Below are 13,324 nucleotides of genomic sequence, written 5' to 3'. Positions count from 1 at the left end.
GTTTTCTTGTCCCCCCCTTAACAACGGGGGCTAGGGGGGTTCTGCGCTGTTGCTATATAATAAAAGGCTGCACGCAAAAAACGGTAATCTGGAGAGCAATATGTCACGGAAATGTCAGCTAACGGGGAAGAAGGCTAATAACGGTTTTGCAGTTTCTCACTCGCACCACCGCACTCACAAATTGCAAGACGCAAATTTGCAGTGGAAGCGGGTTTGGTGGCCGCAGGAGAAGCGCTGGGTAAGATTGCACCTTTCTACAAAGGCGATTAAAACCTTGCAAAACAAGGGTTTAGAAATCATGGCGAAGGAAGCTGGAATTAACCTGTACAAGCTTTAAAAAACTTGGCTAAATTAAAATGAGGGCGATCGCACACTTGACAGTGCGATCGCCCTTACTTTTAGAGAAAAACCTTTACTAAAGCTATTTTCGGCATTGCAGTAAATAAGTAGTCATCTGGCCTTTGCCTTTAACTTCGATCGCGCCGCGGTTTTCAAAGGAATACTTTTCTTGCAACTGTTGATAAGTTGTCTCTGTTACCTGAATACTCCCCGGCAACCCGTGAGATTCCATGCGGGAAGCGGTGTTAACGGTGTCTCCCCACAAATCGTAAATAAATTTTTTAATCCCGATGACTCCGGCGACAACCGGGCCGCTGTTGATGCCGATTCTGATGCTGAAAGCTTGGCTGTGGGTATTGCTGAAGTCAGTAATGGCCTCCTGCATATCGAGGGCCATTTCTGCAATAGCTTCTGCGTGATCCGGGCGAGGAATTGGCAGCCCTCCAACTACCATGTAAGCGTCGCCAATCGTCTTAATTTTTTCCAAACCGTGCCTTTCTGCTAGGTTGTCAAATGTCGAAAAGATGTCATTCAGCAAGGCTACTAATTGCGTTGGAGAAACTAGCGAACTGAGTTGAGTAAAGCCTACTATGTCCGCAAATAAGACAGTAACTTCAGCAAAAGTGTCTGCGATCGTACTGTCTCCCCGCTTCAACCGATTTGCTATTTCTTCAGGCAAAATATTCAACAGTAAGCGTTCTGATTGTTCCTGTTGAACTCGCAGTGCATTTAAAGTATCATTCAGAGCATTAGTTCGTTCTTTCACTCTAAATTCTAACTCTTCATTGAGTTTGTAAAGCGCCATTTCAGCTCGCTTTCGCTCTGTGATATCCGTACCGATTCCCAGCATTCCTGCGAACTTTCCTGCCGCGTCAAACAGCGGTTTATTTGCCCACGATACCCAAACCAGCTCGCCGCTGCGTCGGATACTTTCATTTTCATTTCGCGTGTATTGTTCTGGGTTTTGCAAAATATCTCTCAATTTTGCTCCTAAGTCATTTCCTTTTGTATCTATCTCGGGAATAATTGTTCCCACTGCGTGTTTGCCAATTATCTCTTTTTCGTCGAAACCGAAAAATTTCTGTGCAAATTCGTTAAAAAAAGTAATATTTCCTTCCGTATCTATTTTTAAAATAATGCTGTTAGCATTTTCGACTAATTCCCGATACTTAATTTCGCTTTGCCGCAGCGAATCCTCTGCTGAGGCGCGTTCGGCTACAGTGGCGGCTAACAGCAGAGATGTAATTACAATTACGCTCATAAAAGCCTGCAAAAATAAGATAGCCTGATTGATATTTTCCGCTTTGGCAATAAAGGGGCCGCTTCCCTGAGAACCTCCCCAAATGGCGATACTGGATACAATGAAAGATGCTAAAACAGCCCCGCACTGACCGAATTGAATGGTTGCCCAAATTACTAAGGGAAATGGCAAGTATTCGAGGGGATAACCGGAGAGATTACTTTCAGTTTTTGAGTTGTATACTAGCCAACTCACTGTTACTAATAACAGCAGGCATATTCCGGAACTGATGCGATTTACAATAGTTTGATAACCTGAAATTTGTGAAGTGCTTGGCGCTTGTTTTTGGTTGTATAGAATCAACAGCAGGGGAGTAAAAATTAAAACTCCTAATGTATCTCCTAGATACCAATTCCAGCGAATTTGCCAATATTGGCTCCAGTCAACTAAACCAGTTACACAAAGCCGCAGCGTGCCGAGAGTGCAGTTGATTTGAGTGGCAACTACAGCACCGCAAAAGACTAAATTGACTACATCGATCAGCCGATGGAGTGAGGGGCGAAACTTGAGCTTTTGCAGCAAAGTAAATGCGCACAAAGCTTGTAAACAAGCGCAAAAGGCACTAATTGCTGCAAGTGTTAAAGATACCTGAAGGTTAATAGTCTCGTAAAAAAATACGCCTAAAGCTATTCCCGGCCAAATGCGGCTACCAAATAATAACATTGCAGCTTGGGCAATTCCTGCGGGCGGCCAGACGCAGGTAGCTAATTTATTTACGCCGGGGATTGAAACTGCTATTTTTGCTCCCAAAGCGTAAGCAAAAGCAATGGCAGCTACTTTTGCTAAGTATTGCCAATTTCTAGATTGAGTAAATCGCAGAAACTGATTTTTGTTTGGGTTCATACTGAGTGTTATATGTTTAACTAACTATAGCAACCGCGCCGGAATATTATGAGATTTTTAATTGCTGAAATATGAGTTATTATATTGCTTATCCCTTGTAAATTATTCCTTCTGCTATAACTTGCTCCCTGTAAGAAAATAAGTGTTCATCTCGCCTTTGCCTTTGACTTCAATTGTGCCGCGACTTTGCAATAAATACTTGTCTTGCAATCGCTCATAAGTGGCCGACGTGACTTGAATACACCCCGGTAAGCCGTGAGATTCCATACGGGAAGCGGTGTTAACGGTGTCTCCCCACAAATCGTAAATAAATTTTTTAATACCGATTACTCCGGCGACAACTGGGCCGCTGTTGATGCCGATTCTGATCCTGAAATCTTGATTGTGGGTATGGCTGAAGTCAATAATTGCTTGCTGCATATCGAGGGCCATTTGGGCGATCGCCTCTGCATGATCGCTGCGGGGCATGGGCAGCCCTCCTACTACCATGTAGGCGTCGCCAATCGTCTTGATTTTTTCCAATCCGTGCTTTTCTGCTAGGCGATCGAATGTGGAAAAAATATCGTTAAGCAAGGAAACTAATTCCGGCGGAGAAATTTTGGAACTAATTTGAGTAAAACCCACTATATCTGCAAACAATACTGTTACTTCGGAAAAAGTATCGGCGATGATGCTTTGGTCTTGTTTTAATCGGTCGGCGATGGGTTGCGGTAAAACGTTGAGTAGGAGACGGTCGGATTTTTCTTGTTCTAAGCGCAAAGCTGCCTCAGCTTGTTTGCGAGTTGTGATATCTTGAACAGTACCTTCGTAATAAAGCAAATTTCCATCTCGGTCGCAGACAGTATAAGCATTCTCAGAAATCCAAATGATACTGCCATCTTGGCGGTAAACTTGAGATTCAACATCTGATATTTTGCCGTTTTTTCGCATTAAATTAATGAGTTCGGCGCGGCGTTCTGGGTCTACATATAGCTGGCGGTTAATATTAGTTAAGTTGCGCCTCAACTCCTCAGAGGAACTGTAACCGTAAATACGAATTAAAGCAGGATTGATGCTGAGATATTCCCCATCTGGAGTAGTTTGAAAGATGCCGACGATCGCATTTTCAAAAATGCTGCGGTATTTTGCCTCAGCTTGCCGCAGCGCTTCTTCAGCACGCTGGCGTTCTCGCGCTTCCATTGCGAAAGTTACAGAGTCTGCTAGAGAAACAGCGAAACTTTGTTCTTCAATCGTCCAATAGCGGGGCATTCCTACCTGTTCTAAACAGACAACTCCTGCTGTTTCTCCGCCTATTTGAATCGGCGTATCTAGCATGGAAGTGATGCCGAACGGAATTAGGTAAGATTCCGCAAATTCTCTAGTTCTAAAATCTTTTTGTGCGTCAAAGGCAGCAATTGCGCGTTCTTCTCGCAGTGCTTGAAAATAGACAGGATAGTCTGCTGCCGCTAATTCCAAGCCGTGTGAATGTTGGTTGAGAGCGCTATCGAACAAATCCAGGCACTCGATCTTGGATTTAGTGCGATCGTACAGCCAGACGCTCGATCGGGTAACTTCCAGAGTACGGCTAGCAGTTTCAGTTATTTCTTGAAGCGCTTTTGTTAAGTCGCCTTGATTCAGCGCTTTATTTTTGGCTAAATCAATTAATGCCGATTTCTGTTTTTGTAGCTGAAGTTCGCTTTGTTTCAGGGCATTTGTCCGCTCTTCAACTCGGATTTCGAGCTTTTCATTCAGCTTTTGCAGCGCTATTTCAGCTTTTCGGCGATCGGTGATATCTGTGCCGATGCAGAGGATTCCCAGGAGTTCTCCCGCTGAATCAACCAGCGGTTTATTTGCCCAAGATACCCAAACGCGATCGCCATTCCGCCGCATATTTTCATTTTCATAGCTGATAAAGCGAGCGGGATTCTGTAAAATTTCATTATAAACCAACTCTAAGTTATTCCCTTCGAGGTCTCTGTGGGGAATAATTGTTCCCACTGGATTTTTCCCCAGGATTTCTTCCTCCTTGTAACCAAAGAAATTTTCTGCAAATTCGTTAAAAAAAGTAATATTGCCGTCTCCGTCCAATTTCAGAATAATGCTGTTAGCATTTTCCACCAATTCTCGATATTTAATTTCGCTCTCCCGTAAAGAATACTCCGCTGATGTCCGTTCAGCTACTGTCGCGGCCAATAACAGCGAGGTAATTGTAACTACAGCCAAAAAAGCTTGTAAAAATAAGATAGCCTGATTAATATTGTCGGCTTTGGCTGTGAAGGGCCCCCCTCCATGAGAACTGCCAAAAATTGCGATGATTGAGACAACAAACGATGCGAGGACAGCGGCTCGCTGACCGTATTCGATCGCCGCCCAAATTATCAAAGGAAATGGCAAATATTCTAGGGGATAACGAGCAATAGAAGCTTCATGTTTCGACTCAAAGACCAGCCAGCTCGCCCCGATTAATAATATTAACCATACTCCCCGCCCAATTAAATATTTTTTTTTGCTATCTGTTTGTATTTTTAAACGATCTGCGGTTACTTTAGGGCGAATAAATATTAGGATTAAGGGAGTGAAAATTAAAACTCCCATTGTGTCTCCCAACCACCAATTCCACCGAAGCAACCAATATCCTGCCCAATCTACTTTTCCGGCTAAATATATAGAAAACGCGCCAATAGTGCAACTGATTTGAGTAGAAATTAGACCGCCAAACAATATTAAATTAACTACATCTTTCAAGCGAGCGAGAGATGGACGAAACCCGAGCCAACGCAGGGCAGTTACTGCAAAAACAGCTTGCAGAATCGCCCCGGCGTTTCCTCCCAACCAAACCGCGAATATCTGTTCATTTGGGTTAACCAAATTGAGCAAAAATGTACCCAAAACTATGGCAGGCCAGACTTTACTCCCAAATAATAACAGTCCAGCTTGTGCAATTCCTGCGGGTGGCCACACCGAGGAAGCAAAGGGACTAACACCTTGAATTGAAATTGCTAGCCTCGCCCCCACGGCGTAAACGACAGCAACGACCGTTACTTGGGCTAAGTACCGCCCAATTCGGGATTGAGGGAATCGAAGAAACTGATTTAGGTTCAGATTCATATCGAGTTTTAAGTTTTAGATAATTTCACATCTCAAGGAAGAAGGAAGAGGGAAGAGGGAAGAGGGAAGAGGGAAGAGGGAAGAGGGAAGAGGGAAGAGGGAAGAAGCAAAAGGGGGGAGAACCTCATATTTGTAAAAACACTTCTTCTGGCTCCTTCTTTCTTGCTCTTTCCTTCTGCATCCTGCCTCGCAGCAAGAGAGCCTCCAAACTCCTATTTCTAGCTTTGCTGCTTTCATTGAGATGCTCCCAAGAGGGGAGCTAATTTAGGGCGTTCACCGCGCACATTGCGAGCCTAAATGTAGGTGCGCCTAGCGCACCTTACCAATTAAAAAGGCTTATTTGATGGCGGCTTCAATCCACTGTTTCAAAGTAGAATTGACTTCATCAACAAGAATTTCATGTGATTTGTGAGTTGCTCTTTCCACGACTTCAACTTTACCGACTTTCAGGGAACGGCCCGGAACAATGCGATAGGGAATCCCGATTAAATCGGCATCCTTGAATTTAACTCCGGCTCGTTCGTCGCGGTCATCTAGCAAGGTTTCAATCCCAGATTGATTGAGTTCTGCGTAGAGTTTTTCGGCGACTTCTACTTGTTGGGCGTCGGAAATATTGGGGATGCTAATAATGGCGTGATACGGGGCGATCGCCACCGGCCAAATTATCCCATCTTTGTCGTAGGATTGTTCTACGGCCGATTGAGCTAGCCGCGACACGCCGACGCCGTAGCAGCCCATCACAAAGGGCATTTCTTCGCCTTGTTCGCTGGTGTAGGTGGCGCCCATTGCTTGGGAGTATTTGGTTCCTAATTGGAAGATGTGACCGACTTCGATGCCTCTGGCGCTTTGCAAGGTTTGTTCGGGGTTGTGCACGGCCCGATCGCCCTTTTTGGCGCTTCTGACACCTACAACCGTTGCTGGTAGGGGAAATTCTTTGTTCCAATTCGCCCCGACAACGTGGTATCCTGATTCGTTTGAACCGGTAACAAAGTTTGTCAGGTCAACTGCAGTGCGATCGACTAAACGCAAAAACTTAGAGTTTACCTCCTTGCTCCCAGCGATATAATCATCAGCAACATCGGGAGCCATATAACCGAGAGGTAAAGATTTAGCCGCCCATTTCCGCTGAGCTTCCGCATCGGGAACAGTCAAAAATAAAACAGTTTTAGCTTGATAATTGCCCGCTAACTTCGTCAATTCATTCAGCAATTTTACCTGATTCACATCTTGGTCGCCGCGAATGCTTACCAATACCAAAACAGTCATGCCATTGTCGTAAACAGCTTGGTAAAGCACATTTTTGACAACTTGCGTCGGAGAACATTTCAAAAACTTGCAAAGTTTATCAATTGTTTCAGTTCCCGGCGTTTCCAGCTTTTCAAAAGTTGCAAAGGGCGATGGTTCGGCATCAGCAGGCATCGATACAGCCTTTTCCACATTAGCTGCATACTGACCGTCTTCAGTATAGAGAACTTCATCTTCTCCCGCTTCTGCCAACACCATAAACTCTTGAGAACCAGAACCGCCAATTGCGCCAGAATCAGCATCGACTGCTCGGAATTGCAAGCCCGATCGGCGCAGCATATTGCTGTAAGCTTGAGCCATATCCTGATAAGTTTTTTTCAGGCTTTCTTCGTTAGTGTGGAAAGAATAGCCATCTTTCATAATGAATTCGCGACCGCGCATCAACCCGAAACGCGGGCGAATTTCATCGCGAAACTTAGTTTGAATTTGATAAAGATGTAAAGGCAATTGCCGATAGGAACGAATCATATCTTTAGCAATTGTAGTAATCACTTCTTCGTGCGTTGGGCCCAGTCCCAATTCTCGCTGCTGCCTATCTGTCATGGCAAACATAATACCTTCAGCTTGAGTATAGGTATCCCAGCGGCCGGATTCCCGCCACAAATCTGCCGGTTGCAATTGCGGGAGGAGACATTCTTGAGCGCCGGTAGCGTCCATTTCTTCGCGGACAATTTGAGAGACTTTTTTGAGAACTCGCCACATCAAAGGGAGATAAGCGTAAAGGCCGCTACCGATGCGCCGGATATATCCGGCACGGAGTAATAGTTTGTGGCTGGGAATTTCTGCTTCTGCGGGGTCTTCGCGCAGGGTGACAAAAAGCATTTGAGAGAGTCGCATAGCTGATTTCCTTAAAATACCGAATGATTGTAATCTCAGATTAACTTCTGATATTATCAGACGTGAGGCGGATTTGATTAAATATATGAATAAAATTTGGCAAAACTACGAAAAAGGTATGGGAGTATTTGATAATTGTCACTCTCCTACTGTGCAATCTCAGTGGCTTGCTTTAAAAGATGAAATAAAAGAATTTGTTCGAGAACCTAATTCAAGCGAAATTTGGGATATTGTTCATGCTGCTGGTCGATTGTTTTACAAACTAACCGGAATTCCTTTCAATTTACTTGCCTATCCTACTGTTCGCAAACACAGTCAACGTTTCGAGGAGTACGGCTGTATTCGCAGCCTTCGCAACTGTGAGGGTAAATGCTGCGGCAAAAATTCGTAGCCTAGGCTGCGGCGCACCCGATATCATTTTTGTTGAATGACCCGCAGTTACATTCTAATGACAATCAAGCATCCAGGATACAAGCCCCCGGATTCATCCGTGGACAAATAAAAAACCTGTATCCGATGAAACTTGCCCCCCGAATTTATCCGTGAGCTCAATGCTTCAATTCTAAAATCTCAAATCTCAAATCTCAAATCGATTGACCTGATTCAAAAAACCATGCAACTTTAGGCAAGCGCCAAACCCATATCCAGTAACTAATTCCCCATCTAAAATCTAAAATCTAAAATCTAAAATCGCATGACCAGATTCATCCACGACCAATTTGCTAAACAGTATTTGAAAGAACTATTAACTCCTCTCGGTAATGTAGAAACCAGCCGAGATGTTGCTGGAGAAGTGAGGCAGGTTGACGTTTTATTTTCCCCGAAAGCAGAACCGGAAGTCGAAGCAACAGCCCTCGGCATTCTGGGTCAAATCGCAGCAAAACCCGCTGTATTTGAACCCTTCCGCAGTCCAGTCCAGAGCGGAGAAATTCGCAGTTGTCTGGGCAAACTCTTCGATATCCACGGCGAATTTGAACGCGCCGCAGCTAGAGAAAATACCCGTATTGCAGAGGCAGACTTGCCCCAACTCTGGATACTGTCGCCGACTGTTTCCGATACGATGCTAGCTGGATTTCGAGCGATTCCCGAACCGGAAAATTGGGTAAGTGGAGTTTATTTTCTGGGTGCGTCTCTGAAAGCAGCGATTATTGCCATTCACCAACTCCCCCGGACTCCAGAAACCCTGTGGCTGAGAGTTTTAGGGAAGGGAAACGTGCAGAAGCAAGCTATTGCCGAATTGAGAGAGTTACCCTCAGATAATGTCTTTCGGTTGAATGCGTTAGAATTGTTGTACAACTTGCGAACTATTTTAGAAGTCCGCCAAGACATAGATCGAGAAGATCGGGAGTTAATTATGGAACTGTCACCCCTCTACTTGCAACGGTTGGAAGATGCAACTCAGCGCGGTATCGAGCAAGGTATGCAGCGCACTAAACGCCTGATGGTTGAGAGTCTGCTACAAGTAAAATTTGGCGAGATTGATGAAGAATTAACCCAAATAATCGAGCCCTTGATTCAACTAGAAGCCCTCGAAATCACGCGGCTGATTATGCAGCTCGATCGCTCTGAATTGCTAGCTCATTTTGAACAAAAAAATCAACCGGAATCCTGACTCAGCAGCGCACCCTACCGATTGTAGAGTGCGCTAAATATCACTTTACTATTTATTATTGAGAAAATCTGGAGTTAATTATGGAACTGTCACCGCTCTATTTACAACGGCTTGAAGAAGCAACTCAGCGAGGTATCGAGCAAGGTATTCAGCAAAGTATCGAGCAAGGTATTCAGCAAGGTATCGAGCAAGGTATTCAGCAAGGTATCGAGCAAGGAATCGAGGAAGGTATTCAGCAAGGTAAACGCCAGAATCTTGAAAGTATATTACAAGTAAGATTTGGCGAAATTGATGAAGAATTAGCCCAAATAATTGAGCCTTTGATTCAACTAGAATTTCTTGAAATCGCGCGACTGAGTATGCAGCTCGATCGATCGGAATTACTCGCTCGTTTTGAGCCTAAAAATCCAACGGAATCCTAACTCGCTAGCGCACTCTACGATATGTAGAGTACACCACATCGCACTTTACTACTATTTAGAACTGGTGGGGATCGCCCCCCGCCTCAAACTTGCCACTTTTATGCGAACTCTGCTGCTATTAGTCCCAGAAAGACTGATTTCTGACTTTAGACGGATTTATTTTTTAGCTTCCACAGCCATAATAAGCAGTAAGGATGAGATAACTAGAGAACTGATTTACTACTCATCTCAATTTCACTAATAAGGCTTTCCGTAAGATAAAGCCGAACCAAAACAAACCATCATCTAAAGATTACAAAATCCCCTATAAACAAGTTGGGGATAATTTTCGCTATGCCGAGTTAGGCATCAAAAATTAGGAGGTAATTTATGTTTGAAAGCGAGTTATTAATGTCGCTGTACAGTCCCAAATTCAATATTGCCCAAATGCCAGTAGAAATAGATGCGCGATTTGACCACCCCGATATCGGAGGGCTGATGTTTTTAAGCCCGCAGTTTTTCGTGGCATTAATCGCCGGAGTCATTATGGCTTTCGGCTTCCAATTCCTGTTAACAAATTTCTCGATCGCCGCCAAAATCTCAAATTGGGACGAGGCTTTACCCGACGATGACGATGATGAATCTGAAAGTTTGGGGACAAAAGTTCGCAAGACTGAAGGTCTAGTCGGGGGTTGGATTTTAGTCACCGTTAACCTGGCTTTATTTTTGGCTTGTTTTCTGGCAGTCAAACTAACTTCAATTGCCTCGGTAGACGGAGCGGCAATTATTGGTGTAGTCATTTGGTCGGCGTACTTTTTAACGCTGGTGTGGCTCGGTTCTAGCGCCGTCGGTTCTATGATCGGTTCCTTGATAAAAACTGCTTTTTCAGGCGTTCAAGGGGTCATGGGTACTGCTGGTGCTGCGATCGGCGGCAAGATGGCCAGCGACCAAATGGTCAACACTGTAGAGGCATCTGTTGCCGCTGTCCGCCGCGAATTGAGTTCGGCGGTAGACCCGGATAGCATTCGCGAAACACTGCAAGATTATGTGGGTTCTTTGCAGTTGCCGAAGTTAGATGTCAAGGAAATTCGCGGTCAATTTGAAAAGTTGCTGGGCGATGCCGATATCAAATCTCTTGCGGGAACCGACGTTCTCAAGAATGTTAACCGCCAGACTTTTGTGGATTTAGTTAAGAGTCGCACCGACTTTTCTCAAGAGGAAATAAATCAAATTGTTGACCAACTCGAAGGCGTTTGGAAGCAAACTTTCGGCAAGCAGCAAGAGCAGAAAGACCCGAATTTAGAGTTGGTTGATTTTCTCAAGTTTGCGGCTCCTGATTTGCTGAAGTCTGACGAACTAAACGCCAAGCTGTCTCAAATTCTGGAAAGTCGGGAAAACAAATCGGAATCCAGCAGCGGCATGAAGCGAGCGATGCAGTTGGGTGTCGAAGCTCTTGTGGGCACTGTTTTGTCGCGGACGGATTTGTCGGATTTGGATGTTGAAAAAATCTCCGGTCAGTTACAACAACTGACAGCACAAGGGACTCAAAAAGCTAAATCTTTTGCTTCTCAGGTGGGCGACAAATTGCCTGCGCTGCCTTTCAATACAGCTAAGGCTGATGTGGAAAATTACTTGATGAATGCCCAGCCGTGGCATCTCAACCGGGAGACAATCAAGCAGGAATTTAGGGATGTTATTTACGACCCGGAAGCCTCTCCTGGGGCTGTTTTGCGCCAGTTAGAGATGTTTAATCCCGATTATTTTGTAGGGATTCTGGGCCGCCGCGAGGGGTTTGCTCCGGAACAGGTGACGGAAATTGCCGAACAGCTTGAAGGTGTCCGCCAAGAAGTGTTGGAAATTGTGCGAGATGCTGCTGGTGATGAGCAGTCTCAAGATTTACGCAGCCGGATTGAAAATTATTTGCGATCGACCGGCAAGGAGGAATTGAATCCTGAAGGTATTGAACGGGATTTCCAAGCGCTTTTGGAAGACCGGGATGCTGGTTTTGAGGCTTTGCGCGATCGCCTGTCGCAGTTTAACCGCGATACTTTGGTGCAGTTGCTGGGTCAGCGGGAAGATTTCAGTCCAGAGGAAGCCGATCAGTTAATCGGGCGGCTCGAAAGTTCGCGCGATCGCGTGATTTCAAGAGCTCAAGAATTGCAAGAGCAAGCGCAATCGAAAGCCCAAGAATTGCGGCAAAAGGTAGAAGACTATCTCCGCAATACTAATAAGGAAGAACTCAATCCAGAAGCGATCGAGCGCGAGTTTCAAACGCTGTTAAACGACCCGGAAGCCGGATTTAAAGCGCTGAGAGAACGCTTGTCTCAATTCGATCGCGATACGCTGGTGCAGTTGCTGTCACAGCGCCAAGACCTCAGCGAAGAACAGATCAATCAGGCGATCGACCGGATCGAATCTGTGCGCGACAACATTATCCACGCGCCGCAAATAGTGGCAGATAAAGCTAAGCAGCAGTACGAGGAAGTTACTGCAAAAATTGGCGAATACCTGCGGAATACCAACCTGGAAGAACTCGATCCAGAAGGCATCAATCGGGATTTGACTAAATTGTTTGAAAATCCGAAAGAGGGTGCTTTGGCACTTCGGGAAAGACTTTCTCAGGTCGATCGCGAAACTTTAGTCAAGCTGCTTTCGCAGCGGGAAGATTTGAGCGAAGAACAGATCGATCGGACGATCGATCGCGTGCAAGATTCGATTCGCAGCATCGTGAAATCGCCCCGCCGCTTGGCATCTCGCGCTCAAAAAACAGTCCGGGATTTCCAAGGAAGTTTGGAAAATTACTTGCGGAATACGGACAAGGAAGAACTCAATCCTGAAGGCATCAAACGCGATTTGCAGTTGCTGTTTAGCGAGCCGGGAATGGGGATGCAAAGTTTGGGCGATCGCGTGAAGCATTTTGACCGATCGACTCTGGTAGCATTGTTGTCGCAGCGGGAAGACATCTCGGAAGAGGAAGCTAACCAAATTGCCGACCAAATTGAATCTGTCCGCAACCAAATTGTCGAACAAGTTCAAATGGTTCAGGACAAGTTTCAGTCAGCAATGGATGGTATTTTCGGGAAAATCCGGGATTACCTTAATTCGCTCGATCGACCAGAGCTCAACTACGAAGGCATCAAGCGGGACTTCCGCAAAGTGTTTGACGACCCGCAGGCCGGATTTGACGCGATTAAAGAGCGTTTAGGTGAGTTCGATCGCGGTACTTTAGTTGCCCTGCTGAGTTCTCGTTCCGATATTTCCGAGACAGAGGCTCACCGAATTGTTGACCAAATGGAAGGAGCCCGGGACAGCGTTTTATTGCGCTCGGAACGCCTGCAATCTGAAGCCAAAAAACGCATCAAACAGCTCAAAAACAAGGCCAAGCAGCAAGCCGAAGATGCGCGCGAAGCGGCAGCAGCCGCAGCTTGGTGGCTGTTCGGTACGGCTCTGACTTCTGTGGTTGTTTCCGCTTTAGCTGGAGCAATAGCAGTCAACGGTATTTCTGGTTTGTTTAGCTAGATTTTCAACGAGTTTGAAATAAAATTCTCCTGATTCTAGGCTGGCTGTTTGCCAGCCTATTTTCTTTGGAATAATATCAGA

The 13,324-nt window shown here is 45.4% G+C and carries 8 protein-coding genes; 5 read left to right on the top strand and 3 right to left on the bottom strand.

From position 1 onward, the window contains the following. The first annotated feature begins 100 nt into the window (after positions 1–100). Positions 101–337 carry a 50S ribosomal protein L28 gene (gene rpmB, locus QUA99_RS00720; RefSeq protein WP_015177569.1) on the top strand — a complete coding sequence of 79 codons (237 nt, stop codon included), beginning with the start codon at positions 101–103 and terminating at the stop codon, positions 335–337. Between the two features lie 84 nt (positions 338–421). On the opposite strand, the gene QUA99_RS00715 is transcribed toward rpmB, so the two are convergent. From QUA99_RS00715 to proS, 3 genes are all read right to left on the bottom strand, one after another. Further along, positions 422–2,482, bottom strand: coding sequence for an adenylate/guanylate cyclase domain-containing protein (locus tag QUA99_RS00715; protein ID WP_333234505.1), 2,061 nt, complete (start codon positions 2,480–2,482; stop codon positions 422–424). A gap of 114 nt (positions 2,483–2,596) precedes the next feature. Next, a complete protein-coding gene (locus QUA99_RS00710) occupies positions 2,597–5,569 on the bottom strand; it encodes an adenylate/guanylate cyclase domain-containing protein (RefSeq protein WP_333234504.1) in 2,973 nt (990 codons plus the stop codon). A 336-nt stretch (positions 5,570–5,905) separates the two neighbouring features. After that, a complete protein-coding gene (gene proS / locus QUA99_RS00705) occupies positions 5,906–7,711 on the bottom strand; it encodes a proline--tRNA ligase (RefSeq protein ID WP_333234503.1) in 1,806 nt (601 codons plus the stop codon). A gap of 85 nt (positions 7,712–7,796) precedes the next feature. On the opposite strand from proS, the gene QUA99_RS00700 reads away from it, so the two are divergent. The 4 genes from QUA99_RS00700 to QUA99_RS00685 all read left to right on the top strand — a co-directional run bounded on the left by QUA99_RS00700 (position 7,797) and on the right by QUA99_RS00685 (position 13,243). Then, the gene (locus QUA99_RS00700; protein ID WP_333234502.1) at positions 7,797–8,102 is read left to right on the top strand and encodes a hypothetical protein; all 306 of its coding nucleotides are present in this window, start codon (positions 7,797–7,799) and stop codon (positions 8,100–8,102) included. Between the two features lie 303 nt (positions 8,103–8,405). Further along, positions 8,406–9,323, top strand: a complete 918-nt coding sequence (locus tag QUA99_RS00695) for a hypothetical protein (protein ID WP_333234501.1) — start codon at positions 8,406–8,408, stop codon at positions 9,321–9,323. An 80-nt stretch (positions 9,324–9,403) separates the two neighbouring features. Continuing rightward, positions 9,404–9,745 carry a hypothetical protein gene (locus QUA99_RS00690; protein ID WP_333234500.1) on the top strand — a complete coding sequence of 114 codons (342 nt, stop codon included), beginning with the start codon at positions 9,404–9,406 and terminating at the stop codon, positions 9,743–9,745. Positions 9,746–10,114: 369 nt separating this feature from the next. Continuing rightward, a complete protein-coding gene (locus tag QUA99_RS00685) occupies positions 10,115–13,243 on the top strand; it encodes an MFS transporter (protein WP_333234499.1) in 3,129 nt (1,042 codons plus the stop codon). Positions 13,244–13,324 lie beyond the last annotated feature (81 nt).

This window comes from Microcoleus sp. F10-B2, from assembly GCF_036704965.1.
Taxonomy (GTDB): Bacteria; Cyanobacteriota; Cyanobacteriia; order Cyanobacteriales; family Microcoleaceae; genus Microcoleus.
Note: the sequence above shows the minus strand (reverse complement) of the source record. Positions and strands in the feature narration are given on the sequence as shown.